The organism is Sphaerochaeta pleomorpha str. Grapes (assembly GCF_000236685.1).
GTDB lineage: Bacteria > Spirochaetota > Spirochaetia > Sphaerochaetales > Sphaerochaetaceae > Sphaerochaeta > Sphaerochaeta pleomorpha.
In genome coordinates this window covers 442,322-463,762 of the sequence record NC_016633.1, presented here as the reverse complement: position 1 = coordinate 463,762, position 21,441 = coordinate 442,322, and the positions used below count along the sequence as shown (strand labels likewise).

The window sequence follows — 21,441 nt, the reverse complement described above, 5'->3', positions numbered from 1 at the left end:
AAGATTCGATTGCTTATCTGGGTTAATTATGGTATATTAAAGGAAACTAAATGAAATTTTGATCCGAGCAGGCTGAGAACCGGTTTGCCCGGTTTTCTTTTACGTGTAAAGAATACAAGAATGTTTTGGAGGAAGCCATGGGATTCCAGGAAATTGAGAATTTATTGAAAGAAGAGCAGTGGACACGAACCACAATCAACAACTATACCGTGAATAGTTTTCAGGAACTTGACGGTCATGTCAAATCCATGGATGAAGAGGAAAAGACTGAGGTTAAAAACCTCTGCGATAAACATTTGCTTGAAAAAGAGCGGAACAGCATCATTGCTATGTATATCAGCGGAAGCATCCAGCTCGAACGTAGGGGATCTGAAGATTATCTACTTTTGCTCAACCTCATAGAACTATTTTCGGAAAACAAGAAATGGAATATTGTTGAGTCCCTCTGTATGAAAATCCTGGGAAAAACAGAAAACAAACATGCTTTGCGACTGCTTGCAGATTGTTATACGCAGACAAACAGGGAAGACGATAAATATGCAGTGTGGGAACGGCTTGTCAAGGTTGACTATGAAGAAATTGACATAGTCAAACAGATTGCAGCCTATGCCCTTTCCAAAGGAAATAAAGAAAAGGCAATTCTTTTTTACAAGAAGGCTATCCATCGCCTTATCAAGAGAAAAGACGTCTCCCCTATCAGGCCGATATTCAATCTCCTAATTGAGCATAACAAGGAAGAATTCGGGTATTTCCTTTCTTTGTCAGACCAAATCGGAGCCATCAGCAAAAGCAGCGCCGTTGCTGTGTTGAGGGATCTTGAAGCTGCATGCAAAGACGAAGTCGACCGCCAGATAGAATGCCAGAAAAAAACCCTGACCTTTGACAGGGATGATATCTCTGCAAAAGAGAATCTTATCAAAAGCTATAAGAAAAAGTACAAGAGTCACTCAAGGCTCAAGAATTGTCTTGAATCCAGTGCTTTGACTAGTAATATTGTGAGGGATGTCTTACATAGTATCGAGGATTTTGAGACGAATATTGCCTTTGATACCGGTACTTTTGTTTTCCAGAACAGTACTGGCCGAATTGGCAGGATCCGTTCTATCAACGAAACCGATGTAATCGTGGATTTTGCCGGACAAGCAAGCAATGAAGGGAGCCGGCTTTCGACTAGCATGGCTTTCAAGAGCCTTTTGGCATTGCCTAAAAGTCATATATGGGTCCTTAAGAGTGCACTTCCAAGGGAAAAACTCAATAAAAAAGTACTGGAAGATATTCCATGGACTCTGAAGACGTTGATGGCCAGCAATGGTGGAAAGAGCTCGATTCGTGAAATGAAGAGTGAGTTGGTTCCTTCTATTCTCAGTGCAAGCCAGTGGACTACCTGGTCGAACCAGGCGAAGAAAGAATTGATGACCAATACAATCTTTGACTTGTCTGCAAATGATGTTGATACGTATTTCCTCCGTTCTACCCCTGTTAGCTATGAAGAAAAGCAACTCGCGGTATTCCGTAGCGAAAAGCTTTTCTATGACAAGGTTAAGGACCTCAAGGATTTCATTGCTTCCAAAGGTGATGCAGATAGCGACTTTTTCTATGAAATGGTTAAATATTTCAGCGAAATATTTATTGATTCCGAGGATAAAGAAAAGAAACTTGGTGAAGTTACCGACCAGACAGTCAGTGCTTTCCTTTTGCTTGAAGACCTTTCCAAAAAACATAATATGAACTTTGTAAAGCGTCCCCAGAACCTTACCTTCAAGTATCTCTTTGACCACCTTACGGATGTTGAGAAAAGTTTCGCCTCCATCAAAGATCCTGATTTGAAGAAGGATTTTATTGACCATGTGGTTGACGAGATCGAGGACTGGGAAAATATCCTGATCAAGATATTCCCTCTGTACCTTACAAGCTATATTCCTGATGTATTCAGACAGAACAAGAAATTCCAGTCGTTCAGCAAGGTGTACAAGGACGCTGTCGACAATTTCAGGGATAAGTCGAGTACTCTGATCTATTTGATTAAAAATACGGAACCAAAACTTTGGGCTAAGGCCGGTATTACCAATGAACAGCTATTATTCGCTGAATTGCAGCTGCTTGATTATACCAACCGTTGCATCGAGTCCAAGAAAGACGTGCAGGAAAACAGAAAGAATACAAAAACCTTGATGACCATCCTTTTTGATGAGAAGGCAGTCTTGGACTATGTAAAGAACGGGAATGAAGACAGTGCACAGAAAATCTATAGCCTCGTGGCGAGCGTCAGTGGGCTTAGTGGTGGGAAGCGCATTGAGCTGAAACATGCTATCAGTGAACGGTATCCAGCTTTCAGATTTTTCGATGAGGCAAGCCCCATAGATAAAGTCGGACTTGTACCGACCGGTCTTTTCTGTACTGCAGCAGCCTTGGATCAGAAGAGAAAGGAAATGGAACACATCCAGCACGTTGACCTTGCCGAGGTTGCCAAAGAGATTGGCATCGCCAGGGAGATGGGAGACTTGCGGGAGAACAGTGAATATAAATACGGGAAAGAGAAACAGGCTTTCCTCAACAATTCACTGCGCAGACTCTCGGAAGAAATTGACCGTGCAACGGTCATCACCCATGATAAAGTCGATCCAAGTAAAATCGGATTTGGGACAAAGGTGCTCCTTTTTGACAACTTGAAGGGAGAGGATATCTATTACACGATCATGGGACCCTGGGAGTCAAATCCCAATAAAAATATCATCAACCTACTGGCTCCTCTGGGTAAAGCTCTCTTGAACCATAAAGTTGGTGAAAGGATTGAATTTACACTCAATGACCAGCAATACGACTTTACGGTAAAGGAAATAGCGGTTATTGATTTTTGATTGGTAGTACGCTGAAATAATGTATAAGCCAGAGGCTGTTTTGAGAGTAAATGCTTGAAATGGCCTCTGTTTATATCTGCACGTGGTTGATTCGGTTTGGATGTAGTTTTACCCAGTAAAGGAAAACCCTCAGGATCGAAGAAGAGCTTCATGGTCTTCTTGCTATTCCTGGGTGTTCTCCTTACGCTGTTTCCTTGCAAAAAGTATTTGCAGAAACGGAATCCTGAATATGCTATAGGAAAGTACCGTAACCCCTACTCCAGTCAATCCCAGAAGACAGACAAAGAAAAACGTCTTAAGGTTTGACCCGCTCTGGTACCAGGTCAGCTTCCAGCTGCTGTAGAGAACACAAAGGCCAAGTAGCGGAAGGTTTGCAATCACCAGCCGGAGAAGCCCCTTTGCAAGCCGCCGGTCCCTGGTTATTGGATAGACATCCTTGAGAATGACAATGAGAATAACCAAACCAATGAAAAAAGAAATGGCGTTTGCAATGGGCAGAGCTATGATCCCAAGGCCATAATGAAGCAGAACCCACATGCAAAGAATATCGAGGGCCGTCTGGATAATGGAAACAATAGTCATCTGGCGGTGTCTGTTTACGCTATATCCAAGTCTTTGCAGTAACCCGTACCAGGCAATGATGACCATTCCCCAAAGGTAATAACGTAACACATTCGCGGTAAGCAGGGAATCAGTGAGAGAATAATTGCCAGTCTGCAGGACAGCCGAGACACATTCATTGCTGAGAAAATATAAAAGAATGAAACTGGGGAAAAGGAAGGTTGCAAGGTACTGCAGAGCTGTTCCTGCCTGTTTCTGCAGATCATCGATTGAACCCAGAGCCCAGGACCTGCTCATAAGGGGAAAAGACACCATGACAATCGCATTGAAAAAAATGCCATAAGGGGTTTGCCAGAAGATCATGGAATTGCTGAAAGCAGTCACGCTGCCCACACTGAGCCCTGAGGCAAACCAGTAGGCTATCAATTGGCCGACAACCAAAAAGGATGATCCTAGCATAACATGGAGCCAGGCTATCATAAGGGGTTTGAATGGAGTACCCAACGGTTTGACGGCTACTTGCAACCGATAACCGAATCGTCGGACAGCGAAATAGGAATACAAACCCTGCAGTCCACCACCTATGACCGTTGCATAGGCCATGCTCATGGCACCAAGGCTTTCATGGAAAAACTGTACTCCGAAAATTACTGACAGTGAAAATAAAAGCGGGGCAAATGAAGCATGGAAAAAGCTTTTATGGCAGAAAAGGAGTCCATTGAACGTCGTACCTATGCTGATAGTGGCCAAGAATACCATAAAAAACGGAAGCAATTTTGCTCCAAGGGCCACTTTGTCTGCAGTGAAATCAGAGAAGAAAGCAATGAGGGGTTCTCCCAGGAAATAGGACAAAATGCATAGGGGGACAAAAAAAAGTAGCTGGTAGGTGCAAAGCAGCGCCATCAGCCGATTTGCCTTTTTCTTCTCCCCACTTTCTATCAAGGTTGTGAAATAAGGAATAAGGGCGCCGTTGAGAGCTCCTTCGGCAAAAATTTTCCTAAAGTTGTTGGGAATGTTAAACGTAAAGTTTATAACATCGGCAATACCACTTGCCCCGAAGATGGAGCCGATAATCCTCGCTTTGAGGATACCGAGCAAGCGGCTTGCCAGAGTACAAACCATTACAGTGATACTGGATTTTTCCGAGGACTTATCGTTTGTAGAATCGTGCAAGGTAGTCCTTCTTGAAGGAAGAGAACCTGTCTTCAGCGATTGCCAGGCGGATTTTCTCCATGAGGCGATAGAAATACGTGAGGTTGTGTTCGGTTGCGAGCATTCCCCCGAGCATTTCGTTTGTTTTTACCATATGGTGCATGTAAGCCCGGGAGTATTCTGTACAGGCAGTACAATGGCATTCAGATTCGATTGGCCCTTGGTCAAATTTATGCATGGCTTTTTTCAGGGTTACAATACCATCATCGGTAAAGACAGCGCCGTTTCGGGCCATCCTGGTTGCCAAAACGCAGTCGAACATATCAATCCCGTTCTCAACTGCTTCAAGGATGTAGTCAGGACTCCCTATTCCCATTACATAGCGTGGTTTTTCTTTTGTTACGATATCGGCGGTATAGGCAAGGAATTCATTGAACTGGTCAGTGGTCTCCCCTACTGATAATCCTCCGATTGCAATGCCTGGGAAATCCATTGCACTGAGTACCTCGGCGCTTTCTTTTCTCAGGTCTTTGTAGAAATTCCCCTGGACGATTCCAAAGAGGTTTCCCTTAAATGCATCACCGAGTTCCTTTCTGTGGTTCAAAGCCCTTTCAGCCCAGTTATGGGTGATATGCATTGCTTCCTTGGCCGCACGGTATTCGATATTGGGAGGTGTGCAGACATCTAGGCACATGGCAATGTCAGAGCCAATTACCTTTTGGATATCGACAACTTTTTCTGGGGTGAAAATATGGCGTGATCCGTCGATATGACTCTGGAATGCCACTCCTTTCTCACTTATTTTTCTTAGTCCCGAAAGCGAGAAAACCTGGAATCCCCCGCTATCGGTAAGCAGGTTGTGATTCCAATGGGAAAAATTATGGAGACCACCGAACTTTTCCAAGACTTCAAGTCCTGGACGAAGGTACAGGTGGTAGGTGTTGCCAAGAATCAGGTTATAACCAATTTCTTCGATCTTATCATGGTAAATGCCTTTCACGGTACCATTGGTCCCTACCGGCATAAAAGCCGGTGTCTGAACATCCCCATGAGGGAGAGACAGGATACCGAGTCGTGCGTTACTGTGTGCGTCCTTGTGAGTTTCTGTAAATATCGTCTGCATATTTCCTCAATTGGATATCAAGCGTTCTAGTACAGCTATGCATACTATCATAATCATGGGGATTGCCATACCCCATACTGGACCGATGACCCCTTGTTTGGCCAGGATGAGCGAAAGCATTTGCATTACATAATATATCACTGCAATGCAGAGGCTCATGATGATACTGAACAGGAGTACATTCTTTTTATATTTATAACTGATGGTGCAGGCAATGAAAAGGAGTATCAAAGGTGAAAAACATCCGAAAATACGGTTTGCAAAATCGGTGGCATAGGTATTCCATTTACTTGGATCAAGCAAACGAATACGTTTGAGAAAACGGACAGCGGTGCCCAGCTCCATTGTCTTGATATTGGTGGAAAAGTTCCTGAATAGATTTGGTTCAAGGTCAATCGATGGGTTGCTATACGAATTTTGCTGAACGGTTTCTATGGTGAAAGGGTCATTTACCACGGAATGGATAGTTGCATCTTTGAAAATCCAATACCCTAGCGAAGCATCCCAAGTGGCCGAGGGTGCATCAATTCGTTTTGACAACGCTCCGTCTGGACTTTGGAGGACCAGAACGACATTGGAGATTCGTTTCCTTTCATCGCTGTAATGCGAGGCATGAATGACAAATCCCCCTTGTAGATCACTGAGCGTGATATTGCGGTTATCATAGGTGGAAGTCAAGCCGAAAAGGTCATCTTCCATGACCGCACGTTGCCTGGAAAATGGAATTGCAAATAGTTCATTGACAGCAAAATTTGCTATCGAGAAAAAAACCCCCAGTAGCAAAACTGGCAAGATGATTCTCTTATAGCTGATCCCTGCATTGTAAAGGCATATCATCTCATTGTTGGCTTGGAGCTGGGAAAAGAAAAAAGTTGCAGAGAATAACAAGGAGGGAGCCAGCGCATACAGGGCAGCTTCAGGTATGTTGAGGAAGCTGAGTTTGAATATTGTCAAGCGTGGGACATCGTTTTGGATATAGGAATCTAGATTTGCGAAGAGGTCTACGCTCACGAGCATGAACGTACAGAGCACCAAGGCAACAAAGGCAACCTTTGCGACCGTCGAAATGATATGTTTGTCCAGCAATCTCATGTTCGCCTCGCTTTCCCCAGCAGGAAGACACCTATGATAAGGAAAAAGAAATTAGGTGCCCAGATCAAAAATGCAGGGTTGATAGAAAATGAAAAGACTTTCAACTGGGCAAAGAACAAGAGATACCAGTAGAGTACCGCAATAAGCATCGATAAACCAAAACCAATGAGGCGACCATGTTTTACTTTGAAAAAAGAGAGGGAGAACGTTAGGAATACCAACATCCAGCAGGCGGCAGAAAGGGCATATTTTTTATTGAGCTCTGCACGATAGTATTGATAGTAAAAGTTAATCGGTATATCAGAAGTTTCCTTTTCGATGTTTTTACGTGTCTCGTTTATCACAGAAATGGCATTCACGGGGAGTTCCCCCTTGTCTAAACCAAGGGAATACCCCGCCATTTCCATTTTCAAATCTTTCAGGCTATCTTCATAGCGTACATATTCCAATCGATAATTGTCCCGGTATTTTTCAATATTGGTTTGCAATTCTGAAAGCGAGAGCTGTGAAGGGCTTGCCGTTGCCAATGCTGCAATCTGACCAGAAAAATCGAGGTAGAACAAAGCCGAGGCTGCCTTTGAAAGGCTCCAGGAATGTGCATCTTGAGCTTTGGTGTCAAGGATAACAGGTGATTGTAGGTCAAGCCTGTAGATGAAATTTTGAAGGTCTACAAGGCTTATTGTTGCCTGCGGGGAGCTGAGAACCTGGGTGTTTTCAGTTCCCGATGTATCAAAGAGGATGAGGTCGTATACCTGCGAACCGTCTACAGCCCCGTTTACCAACACTTTCTTGCCGATGGTATTGGATGCATTGCTTTCCAGCTCTATGGTAGGGAGTTCCTGCATCAACTTTGAATAGAGTGTCTTGTATTGTCTCATGCTCCAAGGCAGGGCGACATCTGCAGTGAATAAAGTCAGAAGACTGAAAAATATTGCAATTGCGACAATGGGCAGCCAGACATGGCGGATGGAAATACCCGAGGACCTGATAGCGAGAATCTCGTTGCTTCCCGAAAGGTCCCCTATCACCATGCTTGAGGCTGTAAGGGCACTGAAAGGGAATGTATAGAGGAGGAATTGTGGAATCGATAAGAGGATCAACTTGAGAACAGAAGGTAAATCAACGTTCTTCAGGAGGATTTTCTGTGCGACCAGGAGAATCTGGTTTATAAAGAAGATAAAAAAGAAAAAGAAAAAAGCAACGACAAACGAAAGAAGATATTCTTTGCCAATATGCTGGTGGACCAGCCTATAGCTTTGATTTCTTGCCATTGCCTATACTCCCGTTGAACCAAAGCCTCCCTGGCCACGTTCGGTCTCATCAAGGCTCTCTACCAGGTTGAACGAAGTCACGGTATATGCTGCTATTACCATTTGGGCAATGCGGTCCCCATTATGTACTACAAAAGGATCCTTTCCATGGTTGATGAGGATTACTTTTATCTCACCTCGATAATCGGCATCTATGGTTCCCGGCGCATTGAGGACTGTTACCCCAAATTTTGCAGAGAGTCCTGAACGAGGCCTCACCTGTGCTTCAAACCCTTTTGGAAGGGCTATGCTAAGGCCAGTGGGGACCATTGCGTACGAACCGCTATCGATTACCATGTCTGCAGGAATACAGGCGCATATATCTGCGCCTGCACTGCATTCAGTAGCATAAACGGGGGCTTTTGCCCCCGTTTGTAAGGTTATGGGCACCTCTACGGTCATCTTAGCCATTATTTGGTCTCGATGGCGTCGATATAGCTGAGATTCAGTCTGTTCTGGCGGTCGATTTCGATAAGTTTTACAGGAATTACCTGGCCGACAGTAAGAACTTCTTCCACTTTCTGAACCCTTGTCTTGGCAAGTTTCGAAATGTGGCAGAGTCCTTCCTTTCCAGGAAGAATTTCAATAAAGGCACCGAAGTCCATAATCCGCTTGACAGTTCCCTGATAGATACGACCGATTTCCGGTTCCTCTATGATGGACTTGACCAAGTCTTTCGCCATCTGTGCCGAAGCATTGTTCTTGCCATAGATGGTTACAGTCCCGTCGTCAGCAATATTTACCTCAGAACCACTCTGGGCTGCAATTGCCTTGATGGTCTTTCCACCGGTTCCGATAACGGCACCGATTTTTTCCTCATCAACTTTCATGGTCAGAATCTTTGGTGCATATTCACTGATTTCCTTACGAGGAGCCTTCAGTGTTTCGTTCATGATGTGGAGGATATGCAGTCTGCCACGTTTTGCTTGCTGCAAGGCCTTGCTCATGATTTCAGGAGTGACACCTGCAATCTTGATATCCATCTGGAAAGCAGTGATACCATCTTCTGTTCCGGTTACCTTGAAGTCCATATCACCAAGGTGATCTTCTTCGCCGAGGATATCGGAAAGAACAACATACTTGCTGTAATCAGCACCTTCGGTGATCAGGCCCATTGCAATACCAGCTACAGGCTTGGAGATGGGTACTCCGGCATCCATCAGGGAAAGACAACCACCGCAAACCGAAGCCATCGAGGAAGATCCATTGGATTCCATGATTTCGCTTACGATACGAACGGTATACGGGAACTTATCCTTGGAGGGTACGATTGCAGAGAGTGCGCGCTGGGCAAGGTGCCCATGTCCAATCTCTCGTCTTCCGGTGGAAAGTCTGCCACACTCACCAACGCTGTACGGAGGAAAGTTGTAGTGGAGCATGAAATTGCTGAAAGTTTTTTCGCCGTCGATGGTATCAAACATCTGTTCATCAGAAGCGGTACCGAGCGTGGTTACAGCAAGGGCCTGAGTCTCTCCACGGGTGAAGAGTGCTGATCCATGTGCTCTAGCCAATACGCCGACTTCACAGGTAATAGGCCTGATCTGTTCAACATTACGTCCATCGGTGCGAAGTCCGTCATTGAGGATAGAGGACCGAAGGATTTCATATTCAAGGTCATCAAACATAGTGGAAAGCTGGCTGGAGTGTTTAGGTTCTGCTGCAATCTCTGCGGCAAACTGCTCTTTGATTTTATTCTGGGCAACTTCCAGGGCAGCATACCGTTCCATCTTTCCTTTGACAAACGAAGCTTCCTTGATCAAGGGATAGGCAGCCTTGCGGACGCTATCAAGCCAAGAAAGATCGACAGTCTCTACGAAGACCGGGAGTTTCGCCTTTCCTGCAATTTTCTTTAGTTCAAGCTGTGCATCGCATATTGCAGTGATCACTGGCTGTGCTGTGGCGATTGCACCAAGCATGGTCTCTTCGCTGACTTCTTTTGCTCCGCCTTCAACCATCGTAATACCATTACGGGTTCCTGCGACAACAATATCAAGCTGGGACTGTTCTATCTGTGCAAAGGTAGGGTTTACGATATATTCATTATCGAGCATGGCAATACGTACAGCAGCAATGGGGCCATCGAAAGGGATATCGCTGATTGTTACGGCAGCAGAGGCTGCGTTAACTGCGATGATATCTGGGGTATTGATCATGTCAGAGGAGACAACGGTTGGGACAATCTGGATTTCGCGACCAAAAGCCTTGTCAAACAGAGGGCGCATCGGACGGTCGATGATTCTGCTTACCAGAATTTCTTTGTCCTTCGGGCGTGATTCCCTTTTAAGGAATCCACCGGGGATTTTGCCTGCTGCATAGTATTTTTCATTATATTCGACACTGAGTGGTACATAGTCGAGGGCTTCGGTAGGGGCATTGCCACAACAGACTGTTGCGATTACTGCGCTTCCTTCATAATGGGCATATACGGCGCCACTTGCCTGTTTTGCAATCTTACCGGTTTCAAAAACCAGTTCGCCATTGCCAATTTTTACGGAAACTTTTTTTACTTCTGACATTTCTTATTCCTTTCTTTGTTCTTTTTTCTGTCTTTCGGAAAACAAAAATAGCTCCAAACAGCTTGTTCAGCCGCCGGAGCTATACTAAATCAAATCAACTTGCCACGACTATTTTCTCAGACCAAGCTCGGCAATAAGTGCACGATAGGCTTCGATGTCGTTGTTCTTCAAATATTTTAGCAACCTTCTGCGCTGACCAACCATCTTCAAAAGGCCTCGGATTCCAGCGTTGTCTTTTGGATTTCTCTTGAAATGGGGCTGAAGTTCATTGATGCGATAGGTCAACAAGGCAATCTGTGCCTGGGTTGAACCAGTGTTTGCTGCATCACCACCGAATTTTGTGATGATTTCCTGTTTCTGTTCTTTAGAGATCATGTAACACTCCTCTTAGCAATGCTAAGACATTTTGCCCGTACCTTGCTGTGATCCCAGACTTTTCCTGAGCATACAATCCGCATTTCCGATTCATTCAAATACATCGAAACCTTGCATTGCTGTCCATCAGAAAGAACCATGGTAGCTTCATACTTACCTGCCGGAGGCAGAAGCTGTATGAATGAGCCGGTACGGTACAACAGGCCATGTTCCGTGAATTTGGAAGGATAAGGTGCCAAATCGAGGGAATAAGGTCTGCCGAGCATACTTTGGACTTCTTCCAAAGCGCCCTCAAGAAGTTTTTGCCGCACTAAGGTACTACTGGCTATCTCTCCATTTGCCGTACGGACAAACGGAGGAACCTCCAAAAAAGCACCTGGTGCTAATCGGGATAGATGTTCCTGCAGCTGAACAGGTCCGGCGCTTGAAACCGGGGCACCGCAGCGGAAATCCTCTCCGACAACCATTGCCTTCAATGTACAAAATGAACAAATGAAAGCAAGGAACTCCTCAGCTGTGAGTTTACTGAAATCAGAAGAAAAGTCAATGACAACAAGGTGGTCGATCCCAAGTTTTGTAAATATCTCGGTACTTTGGGCTTCTGTGGTAAGCCTACTGTGATAGGGTTGGGCCTTGACAGCCATTTTCGGGTTCTTGTTGAACGTTATTGCCATAGTGGACCAGCCATTTTCCCTGGCCAACGTTACAGCCCGATTCAGGATTTGCATATGCCCTACATGCAACCCATCAAACACTCCTATAGAGACACACATAGGTGTCTGCCATAAAACAGGATGTGCTGCAAGATGCATGAAATCATACCGTATCATTTTCCCTACCTCTGCATTGAAGGATGTATCTGTGCAATAATCCTCTGTTCGTCCAAATTGACAACACAGCGTAGGATGCCGTCTTTGCTGTAGACAGCTGCATACGTATCATCTGCATTTTGTCGTACGACTGAATAGCGATCAGGATAGCGTCCATTGCCTACGGAAAACAAGTCCGAATCCTCAATCTCAAGGACCGAGAGCGAGGGGACCCTCTTCATCAAAGAATCAGTATTTCCCATCGATTCGACCAAGGCTTTTCTGTCATCTGAGCAGACGGCCTCTTCCAGTAAAAACGGACCTATCTGGGTCCTTACAAGATCAACCAGGTGAGCCCTGCTGTTACACGCAAGCGCCAAATCCCTGGCAAGGGAACGTATATAGGTCCCTTTTGATACATGCACATCTGCAACGAGATTGCAACCATCGAAAGAAACCGGCTCAAAGGAATAAATGGTAACCGGACGACTTGCCATCTCAACCATTTTCCCCTCCCTTGCAAGAGCTGAGGCACGTTTTCCATCAATGTGTAATGCACTGTATTGGGGAGGTTGTTGTTCAATTTCCCCTATAAAGGTTTTCATTGCCTGCTGAATTTCATCATATGACGGGATAGGTGAAGTTGCAACAATTTCTCCTTCCGGATCGAGAGTATCAGTCTCTGAACCAAAACAAATAGTTGCCCTATAGCGCTTATCCATAGTCGAAAAGAGTACGTTTAGCTTTGTCATGCTCCCGGTAAGGGCAACCATCAATCCCTGTGCAAATTTATCAAGCGTACCGGCATGACCCACTTTAGGGTCGACAGTACGCTTGATAGTATTCAGGGAAGAAAAGCTGGTTATCCCACTGGGTTTATTGACAAGCAGAATGCTTGCATTATTTCCCATTGTCCACCAAAGAATCAATCAATTCGATTATCTTTTGTCCTTCACGAAGGGAGTCGTCTGCCTTGAAGTGCAACACTGGTGTATTGCGGGTTTTCAAGAAGGCTCCTACCCTTTTCTGGATAAAACCACTTGCCCCCTGTAGTGCGGCAACGCTTTGGTTGAGCGTCTTCTCGTCCAATACAGAGGATATATAGACAGTGGCATATGCATTGTCTGTCGAAAGCTCTACTCGGCTGACCGAGCAGAGAGTACTTAAATTTTGGTTCTTAACCTCTCCTTTGACAATCAGCGTGCTGATTGCCTCGGAGAGCCTAGCCTCAATTCGTTTCTGGCTGTATTCACTCATAGTTACTCGTTGTTGTGTACCAGCTTTCTGGCAATTTCTTCGGTTTCCACAAGTTCAAGCACGTCGCCGACATGCAGGTCATGGAAATTTTCAAGACCAATACCACATTCGAAACCCTCTGAGACTTCCTTGGCATCATCTTTGAAACGCTTCAAGGAAGTGATACGAACCAAATCCTTGTTGATCTGGATGCTGTCACGGATAACCCTGGCCAGACTGTTACGCTTGACTTTACCCTTGATAACCATACCACCGGCAATTGTACCGATCTTGGGAACCTTGAAAGTCTCTCGAACTTCAAAGGAACCGATATCGACTTCCTTGATATCCGGGGCAAGCATTCCTTCCATTGCATCATGCACATCGTCGACTACATCGTAAATGACATTGTACTTGCGTATTTCTATCTTTTCCTGTTCGGCGAGAGCCTGAGCCCTTGGGGTAGGTCTGACATTGAATCCGATAATCAAAGCGTTGGAAGCACTTGCCAAGGTTACATCGCTCTCGATGATTGCTCCGGCCGAGGCGCGGATGACATTGAGATGGATTTCATTGGTTGACAATTTCTCCAAAGAACCCTGGAGGGCTTCGACAGAACCTTGCACGTCACCCTTGATGACAACATTGAATTCCTGGATTTCACCTTCCTTGATCTTCGAGTACAGGTTGTCCAGGGTAACTTTCTTGACGTTACGGCTTTCACCGAGTCTTTCAAGTTCCTGACGTTTCGTTCCAACCTGACGGGCTTGGCGCTCGTCTTCGGTAACCTGGAACGGATCGCCTGCTCCGGGAATATCGGAAAGCCCGATAATCTCAACAGGAGTAGAAGGCCCAGCCTCTGGAATCTTTACACCCTTGTCGTCGAACAAGGCACGTACACGCCCGGGGTAAATTCCCGCTACGTAATAGTCTCCCTGGTGCAGTGTCCCTCTTTCTATCAGAACACTTGCCACAATACCGCGACCTGGGTCAATCCTGCTTTCAATGACCTTACCTTCAGCCCTGCAACTAGCGCTGGCCTTCAGTTCAAGCATTTCAGCCTGGAGCAATACGGTGTCAAGCAATTCTTCAATACCGATTTTCTTCAAGGCAGAGATTTTGCAGAATAGTGTCGTCCCACCCCATTCCTCAGGCATGAGCCCAAGGTCGGAAAGCTGTTGCATAACCCTTTCAGGGTTTGCTTCAGGCAAGTCGCATTTATTGATGGCAACGATAATAGGTACATTTGCTGCCTTTGCATGGTCGATGGCCTCACGGGTCTGGGGCATTACACCATCATTGGCCGCGACAACCAGAATGACAATGTCGGTAACCTGTGCTCCACGGGCACGCATCATTGAGAATGCGGCATGTCCCGGGGTATCGAGGAAAACGACATCACCCTTGCCTGGAAGCGTAACTTTATACGCACCAATATGCTGGGTAATACCACCGAACTCGCCTTCCGCTACCTTGGTAGATCGAATGGCATCAAGCAATTTAGTCTTACCATGGTCAACGTGGCCCATGACGGTTACGATCGGGGCACGGAAAACCAAGTCTTCCGTATTTTCCGGTTCGCGTGCAATCAAGGTCTCGTCATACAGGCTGACAAGATTCACGTCACAGTTGTATTCACTACAGATGATCCCCGCGGTTTCATGGTCAATCTGCTGGTTTATCGTAACCATCATACCCATCTTGAACAGCTTGGCAATGATTTCATTAGCCTTGAGGTTCATTTTCTTGGCAAGGTCAGCTACGGTAATCGATTCCATCATGTCAATGGACTTGGGGACTGAAGCCAGCTTTGCAGCTGCCTGTTCCTTGCGTCTCTGGATCTGGAATTCCTTCTCTTCTTCGGCATTACGCTTCTTATAGGAGGCAGAATCCTTCTTCTTGAAGACTTTTTTAGGGGCTCTCTGGTTCAGTGAATCGAGATCATTGGATGATGATCCCGGTTTCCCGCCCGTACCCGGCCTGTTGTTTCCGCCAAAGCCAGGTCTTCCTCCAGGTCCACTCTGGGGTCTGAAACCGCCGGGACGTCCTGGACCACCACCGGTTCTTGGCTGATAGCCACCGGGACGTGGCTGGTATCCACCAGTCCTTGGAGGTCCTCCTGCCGGGTTCTGGCCTTGGTATCCACCAGTCCTGGGAGGTGCGCCTGCAGGGTTGCTGCCCTGGTACCCGCCGGTCCTGGGGGCTCCGCTACCCTGGTAGTTGCTGCCTTGGTACCCGCTGGTCCTGGGAGGTCCGCCTGCAGGGTTTGTGCCCTGGTATCCGCCGGTTCTGGGGGCTCCGCTACCCTGGTAGTTGCTACCTTGGTAGTTGCTGCCCTGATATCCGCCGGTCCTGGGAGCTCCGCTACCCTGGTAGTTGCTGCCCTGGTACCCGCCGGTCCTGGGGGCTCCGCTGCCCTGGTAGTTACTGCCCTGGTACCCACTGGTCGTCCTGGGGGCTCCGCCTGCAGGGTTGTTGCCCTGGTATCCGCCACTGGGACGGTTTCCTTGGTAAGGAGGACGTGAACCGGGGGCTGGACGCCCACCGACAGTTCCCGCTATGCGAGGACCCGTGGAGGCAGGTGCCACAGCAGGTGCTGGCCCGTCTGGGTTTTTGCTCTGCCATTCGGCATGGTCTTTCACCGTTTGGCCCTGATTTGGGACAGGCGGAAGATTCGTAGGCCTAATAACGACTGGCCCATTGTGCAATGGAGACATAGAAAGTCTGTCACCGCTTACTCGGGGCGCTTTTTTCTGCGTATTTGTACGCAATGTTGTTGCCTGTTTCTTTTCAGCATCGAGTGAAGAGTTTTCCGAAGATGAGGATTCGGTCGGCAACGGACGAACCTGTGGCTTTACCACTACTACCTTCTTCTTTACTACGACTACTCTTCGTTTCTCCTGAGCCTTAGGCTGCGTATCGGTTTCCTTAGGAGTCACTTTCTGCTCCTCTTTGTTTTCCGATGGAGTCACGACATGCTTGATTAATGTTGCTTTTGGCTTATTCTCTTCCGTCATTCTTCCCTCTTGGATAATATTACTCTACCTCAAATGCAAGACCGGTGCCACAGCTCGGGCATACAGTCATGTCAGTGGTGATGGGCTCCCCGCAGTTCGGGCAAACATACTCGGTCTCTCCATCATCTTCGTCTTCAACGATATCGACATACTCGTTGATGGTATCCTTTACCTCGTTGATTTCCTCATCGCTTAAATCGCCGAAAGAAGTGAGATCTTCTTCGCTAAGGTTGATGAATTCTTCAACGCTGTAAACGTCGTGGAATTGCAGCTTCTTGAGAAGCATCTTGTCAAGGGGAAGGTCGGAGAGCGCAATTTCATCTTCACTCACCCCGCTTTCCACTGGTGCAGGTTCAATAACTCCTGCTGTTTCGCCCTGAACCTGTTCTTCCTCGGTCTCTTCGAAAATATCGTTTTCCCTGAATATGCTCTCCGCCCTGGAGCGAGCATCAGTTGCTATATCCATCTCTTGGAACTGGGCAGGTGTCTTCACATCTATGAGCCAGTCACAAAGCTTGTTTGCCAAACGAACATTCAATCCCTGTTTACCAATTGCAAGTGAAAGTTGGCTTTCCTCAACAATTGCAACTGCATGATAAATGTTTTTATCGATAATGACTACATCACCAACCTGTGCAGGAGACAATGCATTGCGAATATAGTTGACCGGGTTGGGATCGTAACGAAGGATATCGATTTTTTCCCCTTCAATTTCACTCATTATAGTCTGAATGCGGTTTCCCTTCAACCCGACACAAGCGCCGACAGGATCGATATCGTCATTGCGTGAAGCAACGGCCACTTTAGTCCTGTATCCTGCCTCGCGAACAATCTTGATAATATCAATCTGGTTCTGGGCAATCTCGGGAACCTCGACCTCGAACAATTGGCGGATCAATTCAGGGCTAGTCCTGGAAAGGACAACCCGAACACCACGTTCAGCCTTCTCTACTTTATCGACATAACATTTGATCTTGTCATTATTGCCATAGCTTTCCCGGTTAGACTGGTTGCGCCTTGGCAGGATACCCTCGGTAGACCCAATGTCCACATAGATATCTCCATTGGCAATCTGACGTCTAAAATACCCTATGATCAGCTGGCCTTCCTTGGCCTTGAATTCGCTATAGAGCGTATCTTTCTGGATGTCCCTGAAACTCTGATGGGCACGTTGCTTTGCACTCTGGACGCTGATTCTATCAAATTCTTTCAAATCAACTGGAATTAGCAATTCATCGCCAATTTCACAATCTTCATTGATTTTCTGCGCATCGCTAAGAGAAATCTCGGTAACTTCATTATACCAGTTATCGTCATCGACAATCTTTCGGCGTGCACTGAGTTCAACAGAAGTATAGTCCTCGCTGAATTCAATCACGGCATTTTCTTCAGTCCCGAATTTTCTTTTGTATGCAGCGCGGAGAATATCTTCAATGGTATTAATAACCAATTCTTCTGAGATACCCTTTTCTGCAATCATATTCCGAATAGCATCACCTATATCAGTTGCCATGTGAATTATCCTCCCATCTATAGTCGAGTTTAGCTTTCTGTATCTTTGAAAAATCAACGACCATTGACTCAACGATTTCAGTTGAGTCTCCAATCTGGGCAGAAGTCAAGGTTATCGATTTATCATCCGAGCTTTCGATAACACCACTAACCCACTGCGCATACCCAGTATCATAGATACGAACCCGTTTTCCAGTGTACAGGGAGAATTCATAGTAATCTCTCATGGTTCTCTGCAATCCGGGGGTAGAGACCTCCAGCTGCAAATCACGTTCTCCCAACTTCATTTCCATGCGTGGGTATACGAGCTTATACACCTTGGAACATTCTGCAATGCTCACTTCATGATCTTTAGTCATGATGATTATACTGATACCTACCGTCAGACCATGGTCTACCCTGCTGATGTCAACAAGGGTAATCCCCAGGGCCTCCAAAAGCGGAGCATACTCCGCAAATAATTCGTTCTGTTGTATTCCTGTCTGTAACATACCTATCCATTTCCCATAAAAAAGGGATCTGCTTGCTAGCGATCCCCAATAAACAATCTTTTTCTTATATTTATAGTAAGCATAAAAGAAAGCTTTGTCAATCAGCCTAGGCCAAAGCAAGTACGATTGACGACGATTGTATACCATAGGACTGGTATAACAACTTGCCACATTGTTCCAAAGTTCTTCCAGTTGTTGAAATATCATCAACCAGTATAAAGGAATAATTTCTCTCTATGAACGTTTTTACCAACGCATGCTTCCCTTTTACCACTGCATAGCCAATGCGGAGCTTTCGCTGTTCGGAAGTCAAGAATTTTTGTTCTCCCCTGCCTTGGCCCACAAGTATATGCAAAACAGGATAACCAAAGGACTTCTTGAGGAAATTGCATATACAATCCATCTGGTCAAAACCCCGGTCCCGGTACCCTTTCCTGCTAGAGGGAACCGGAATCAATGCTACGTTTCCAAAGTCTTGCAGCATTGTATGGTAGAGAGGGGCAAAAACCTTTGAAAGGTTTCTTTCGGAACCGAACTTATAACGTTTGATAAGCGTGGAAAGCGGTGGTTCGTAGCGCCCATATGCGCGAACTGCATGGGAACAGAGAAGGCAGGGATACTGTAGGTCAAGCACTGGGCTGTTGCAGGACGGGCACCTGGTTCCATAGCAGTGGGAAAACGAAGCAGCTGCAAGGTTGGCCTCGCAGCCAGGACAAAGGATTGTATCGGAGAAATTTCCACAGATTTGACAAAACATAGCAATAAAGGTCTATAGTACCCTAATCCGCTTCAAGTTTCTTTTTGAGATCCTCCAGCAGCAATAATGCAGAGATCGGCGTAGAAGAGGGAATGTCCACCTCTTTGATCCTTTCCAGTACATCGGCTTCAACCTCGGTGAGGATCGGTACCCCTCCCATCTCGGTTGCTGAAGAATCTGATGCAAACAAATCAAGCTGTGGGTTGGCAACACCATATTCGCTGAAATGCCGCTTTTGGAAAGACAATGCAGTTCTCAGTGCCTTATTCGGGATTCCTGCCATCTTTGCAACGTTCAGCCCGTAGCTGCTGTTCGCGATTCCCTCAATGACTTTCCTGACAAAAAGTATCTCCCCACCCTTCTCAAGCACCTGAAGGGTCAAAAGCTGTACCAAGGATGTATCCAATTGGGCAAGTTCATGGTAATGGGTGGCAAATAGGGTCTTAGGGCCTAATTCAAGCAAAGATTGCATCACGGCATAGGCAATCGACATCCCGTCCTGGGTGCTCGTACCCCTTCCCAGTTCATCCATGATTACAAGCGAACGTGCGCTGGCGGTTCTCAGGATATGGGCTGCCTCCTGCATTTCAACCAGAAAGGTTGACTCTCCCCTGGCAAGGTTGTCGCTTGAACCGACCCTGCAATAGAGCCTATCGACCAATGAAAGCCGGGCTGAGGTTGCAGGAACAAAACTTCCGATCTGGGCAAGCAGGACAATGAGTGCGCTCTGGCGCAGAAAGGTGGATTTACCAGCCATGTTGGGGCCTGTTATCAGGCAAAAACGATTGCCTGAAGGCTTAATGTGCAAATCATTGGCCACAAAGGAACCGACTCCCAGTTGCTGTTCAACAACCGGGTGCCTGCCTCCCTCGATTTCCAGACAGTCTGAATCGGTAAAAACAGGGCAGCAATAATTGTAGCGGATGCTGGTGGTAGCAAAGGCCTGCAGGCAGTCTACCTGGCTGAGAAAGTTCCCGATTGATAACAGCTGGTTTCTCAGCTCCCGGGTTTCCGAAAGGATATTCTCATACAGGACACGTTCGCGTTTTTCCGCTTCAAAGGAGCTTTTCAGAATTTTGGTCTCACAGGCTATCAGCTCGTCGGAGGTATAGCGCTCGGCGTTTACCAGTGTCTGTTTTCTATAAAAGGAAGAAGGTACTTTATCAACTTGACCCTTCGAGACCTCGAGGAAATGACCAAGGATTTTATTCGAGGACAATTTCATGGTAGTAATCCCTGTCTCGGTACGCACTTTACCAAGATAGGTATCCAGTATCTGTTTTCCATTGTCCTTGATGGAACGCAGGGAATCCAATTCCGGGTCGAATCCGTCAAGGATTACCTGCCCTTCCATAAAGGGACCCTGACATTGGTCGTTCAGTGACTTGTCGATAGTCTGCACCACCTCAAGCAGTGCATGCATCTGCTCATCGGAGAACCCATCGCCAAAGAGGGGCCGATAGAGGGAAAAGGAATCTGAGACCAACTCCAAAAAAGCCTTTACTGTTCTGGCAATGCCTACCAGGTCATGTGGCAGGGAACGGCCCATGGCAATCCTGCTTGTAAGACGTTCGAGGTCAAGGACTCCCTTGAGGATGGTCCTTGTCCTATCCAGTTCCAGGCGGTCATCGCAATATCTACGGACCCAGTCCTGTCTGCCGAGGATTTTTTCTTTATCGATGAGGGGAAAGGAAATCCATTTTTTCAGAAGTCGTGCCCCTCCGCTGGTAACACTAGCGTCAATGGACGAAAAAAGCGAATACCGCTCGTTTCCATCCTGGAGGTTCAACAGCAATTCAAGGTTCTTTCTGCTCGATTCATCAATCTGGAGGAACGTATTCTCATCGGCAAGGGTATATCCCCTGATCTGATCAAGAGCAGTCTTGGCCGAATCGATGACATACCGCAGCAGAGCCCCCCCGCTGGTGACTTCCGGGGAACTTGCATCCAGGGAAAATGCCTTCAATGAACAGGTGCCTACTTGATCGCACATAAGCTGGTATCCTTCCTTGGCCTTGAAAAACCAGGAAGGCAGCTTTGTTACCATAGCATTCTGTGCATCGATTATCCGTTGGAAATCCAAGTGCAAAAAATAATCATCCTCGTTGACCAGGATCTCTCTGGGCTTTACCTGTTCGATGATTGCAAGCAAAGCATTGAACTGTTTATCCATTTCGGCAGAACGGAGGGTAAACTCACCGTTGGTTATATCCGTATAACTTACCATGAACCGTTGGCGATGGTAGGCTATGCATAAAACATAACTGTTGCTCCGGGAATCCAGAAAATCATCATCAACAACGGTTGCAGGGGTAACCACCTGCACGACTTCCCTTCTGGCCAGCTGTTTCGGATCGTTATTCAACTCAACCTGTTCGCAGATGGCAATTTTTTTCCCAAGGTCAAGAAGCCGTTTGATATAAGCCTTTGCTGCATGGTAGGGAATACCGCACATTGCCTGGCCTGCACGCTTGGTCAAGGTAAGGTTGAGCAAGCGTGAGACTTCCACGGCATCGGTATCAAACATCTCATAAAAATCCCCAAGGCGGAAAAACAGCACCTTATCTTGGTTTTGTTCCTTGATAAGGCGATATTGCATCATCATGGGGGTTGTCTTTTCAATCTCTCCCAT

The 21,441-nt window shown here is 46.4% G+C and carries 16 protein-coding genes; 1 reads left to right on the top strand and 15 read right to left on the bottom strand.

The window, feature by feature from the left end; translation table 11 throughout:
• Positions 1 to 137: 137 nt before the first annotated feature.
• The gene (gene greA / locus SPIGRAPES_RS02085) at positions 138 to 2,858 is read left to right on the top strand and encodes a transcription elongation factor GreA (RefSeq protein WP_014269127.1); all 2,721 of its coding nucleotides are present in this window, start codon (positions 138 to 140) and stop codon (positions 2,856 to 2,858) included.
• A gap of 162 nt (positions 2,859 to 3,020) precedes the next feature.
• Here the strand turns inward: greA and murJ are convergent, their stop codons facing one another.
• The 15 genes from murJ to mutS all read right to left on the bottom strand — a co-directional run bounded on the left by murJ (position 3,021) and on the right by mutS (position 21,441).
• Positions 3,021 to 4,592 (bottom strand): murein biosynthesis integral membrane protein MurJ, encoded by a 1,572-nt coding sequence (murJ, locus tag SPIGRAPES_RS02080; RefSeq protein ID WP_014269126.1) that lies wholly within the window; start codon positions 4,590 to 4,592, stop codon positions 3,021 to 3,023.
• Complete coding sequence (gene tgt / locus SPIGRAPES_RS02075) at positions 4,570 to 5,685, bottom strand: tRNA guanosine(34) transglycosylase Tgt (protein ID WP_425358212.1); 1,116 nt, start codon at positions 5,683 to 5,685, stop codon at positions 4,570 to 4,572. The genes murJ and tgt overlap by 23 nt, the downstream gene beginning before the upstream one ends.
• Before the next feature lie 15 nt (positions 5,686 to 5,700).
• Positions 5,701 to 6,786 carry an LptF/LptG family permease gene (locus SPIGRAPES_RS02070; RefSeq protein ID WP_014269124.1) on the bottom strand — a complete coding sequence of 362 codons (1,086 nt, stop codon included), beginning with the start codon at positions 6,784 to 6,786 and terminating at the stop codon, positions 5,701 to 5,703.
• A complete protein-coding gene (locus SPIGRAPES_RS02065; RefSeq protein ID WP_014269123.1) occupies positions 6,783 to 8,057 on the bottom strand; it encodes an LptF/LptG family permease in 1,275 nt (424 codons plus the stop codon). The genes SPIGRAPES_RS02070 and SPIGRAPES_RS02065 overlap by 4 nt, the downstream gene beginning before the upstream one ends.
• 3 nt (positions 8,058 to 8,060) lie before the next feature.
• Complete coding sequence (gene dut / locus SPIGRAPES_RS02060; protein ID WP_014269122.1) at positions 8,061 to 8,507, bottom strand: dUTP diphosphatase; 447 nt, start codon at positions 8,505 to 8,507, stop codon at positions 8,061 to 8,063.
• Positions 8,507 to 10,612, bottom strand: a complete 2,106-nt coding sequence (gene pnp, locus SPIGRAPES_RS02055; RefSeq protein ID WP_014269121.1) for a polyribonucleotide nucleotidyltransferase — start codon at positions 10,610 to 10,612, stop codon at positions 8,507 to 8,509. The genes dut and pnp overlap by 1 nt, the downstream gene beginning before the upstream one ends.
• 108 nt (positions 10,613 to 10,720) lie before the next feature.
• On the bottom strand, positions 10,721 to 10,987 hold the full coding sequence (gene rpsO / locus SPIGRAPES_RS02050; RefSeq protein ID WP_014269120.1) for a 30S ribosomal protein S15: 267 nt from the start codon (positions 10,985 to 10,987) through the stop codon (positions 10,721 to 10,723).
• The gene (locus SPIGRAPES_RS02045) at positions 10,984 to 11,817 is read right to left on the bottom strand and encodes an FAD synthetase family protein (protein ID WP_014269119.1); all 834 of its coding nucleotides are present in this window, start codon (positions 11,815 to 11,817) and stop codon (positions 10,984 to 10,986) included. The genes rpsO and SPIGRAPES_RS02045 overlap by 4 nt, the downstream gene beginning before the upstream one ends.
• A 5-nt stretch (positions 11,818 to 11,822) precedes the next feature.
• Positions 11,823 to 12,707: a tRNA pseudouridine(55) synthase TruB gene (gene truB, locus SPIGRAPES_RS02040; RefSeq protein WP_014269118.1), complete on the bottom strand. Its 885-nt coding sequence runs from the start codon at positions 12,705 to 12,707 to the stop codon at positions 11,823 to 11,825.
• Positions 12,697 to 13,053 carry a 30S ribosome-binding factor RbfA gene (gene rbfA / locus SPIGRAPES_RS02035; RefSeq protein WP_014269117.1) on the bottom strand — a complete coding sequence of 119 codons (357 nt, stop codon included), beginning with the start codon at positions 13,051 to 13,053 and terminating at the stop codon, positions 12,697 to 12,699. The genes truB and rbfA overlap by 11 nt, the downstream gene beginning before the upstream one ends.
• 2 nt (positions 13,054 to 13,055) lie before the next feature.
• Positions 13,056 to 16,049 carry a translation initiation factor IF-2 gene (gene infB / locus SPIGRAPES_RS02030; protein WP_014269116.1) on the bottom strand — a complete coding sequence of 998 codons (2,994 nt, stop codon included), beginning with the start codon at positions 16,047 to 16,049 and terminating at the stop codon, positions 13,056 to 13,058.
• 19 nt (positions 16,050 to 16,068) lie between these two features.
• Positions 16,069 to 17,562, bottom strand: a complete 1,494-nt coding sequence (nusA, locus tag SPIGRAPES_RS02025; RefSeq protein ID WP_014269115.1) for a transcription termination factor NusA — start codon at positions 17,560 to 17,562, stop codon at positions 16,069 to 16,071.
• A complete protein-coding gene (locus SPIGRAPES_RS02020; RefSeq protein WP_014269114.1) occupies positions 17,552 to 18,052 on the bottom strand; it encodes a ribosome assembly cofactor RimP in 501 nt (166 codons plus the stop codon). Before SPIGRAPES_RS02020 ends, nusA begins: the two co-directional genes overlap by 11 nt.
• Positions 18,053 to 18,158: 106 nt before the next feature.
• The gene (locus SPIGRAPES_RS02015) at positions 18,159 to 18,809 is read right to left on the bottom strand and encodes a ComF family protein (RefSeq protein WP_014269113.1); all 651 of its coding nucleotides are present in this window, start codon (positions 18,807 to 18,809) and stop codon (positions 18,159 to 18,161) included.
• A 22-nt stretch (positions 18,810 to 18,831) separates the two neighbouring features.
• Entirely contained in the window at positions 18,832 to 21,441 is a 2,610-nt protein-coding gene (mutS, locus tag SPIGRAPES_RS02010) for a DNA mismatch repair protein MutS (protein WP_014269112.1), read from the bottom strand.

Bases quoted from the DNA above. Each gene is read 5' to 3' on its own strand.
- SPIGRAPES_RS02020 (WP_014269114.1), bottom strand. From the start codon at position 18,052: ATGTTACAGACAGGAATACAACAGAACGAATTATTTGCGGAGTATGCT.
- truB (WP_014269118.1), bottom strand. From the start codon at position 12,707: ATGGGAAATAATGCAAGCATTCTGCTTGTCAATAAACCCAGTGGGATA.
- SPIGRAPES_RS02045 (WP_014269119.1), bottom strand. From the start codon at position 11,817: ATGATACGGTATGATTTCATGCATCTTGCAGCACATCCTGTTTTATGG.
- rpsO (WP_014269120.1), bottom strand. From the start codon at position 10,987: ATGATCTCTAAAGAACAGAAACAGGAAATCATCACAAAATTCGGTGGT.
- SPIGRAPES_RS02065 (WP_014269123.1), bottom strand. From the start codon at position 8,057: ATGGCAAGAAATCAAAGCTATAGGCTGGTCCACCAGCATATTGGCAAA.
- greA (WP_014269127.1), top strand. From the start codon at position 138: ATGGGATTCCAGGAAATTGAGAATTTATTGAAAGAAGAGCAGTGGACA.
- rbfA (WP_014269117.1), bottom strand. From the start codon at position 13,053: ATGAGTGAATACAGCCAGAAACGAATTGAGGCTAGGCTCTCCGAGGCA.
- infB (WP_014269116.1), bottom strand. From the start codon at position 16,049: ATGACGGAAGAGAATAAGCCAAAAGCAACATTAATCAAGCATGTCGTG.
- dut (WP_014269122.1), bottom strand. From the start codon at position 8,507: ATGGCTAAGATGACCGTAGAGGTGCCCATAACCTTACAAACGGGGGCA.
- SPIGRAPES_RS02015 (WP_014269113.1), bottom strand. From the start codon at position 18,809: ATGTTTTGTCAAATCTGTGGAAATTTCTCCGATACAATCCTTTGTCCT.
- nusA (WP_014269115.1), bottom strand. From the start codon at position 17,562: ATGGCAACTGATATAGGTGATGCTATTCGGAATATGATTGCAGAAAAG.
- pnp (WP_014269121.1), bottom strand. From the start codon at position 10,612: ATGTCAGAAGTAAAAAAAGTTTCCGTAAAAATTGGCAATGGCGAACTG.
- SPIGRAPES_RS02070 (WP_014269124.1), bottom strand. From the start codon at position 6,786: ATGAGATTGCTGGACAAACATATCATTTCGACGGTCGCAAAGGTTGCC.
- mutS (WP_014269112.1), bottom strand. From the start codon at position 21,441: ATGGGAGAGATTGAAAAGACAACCCCCATGATGATGCAATATCGCCTT.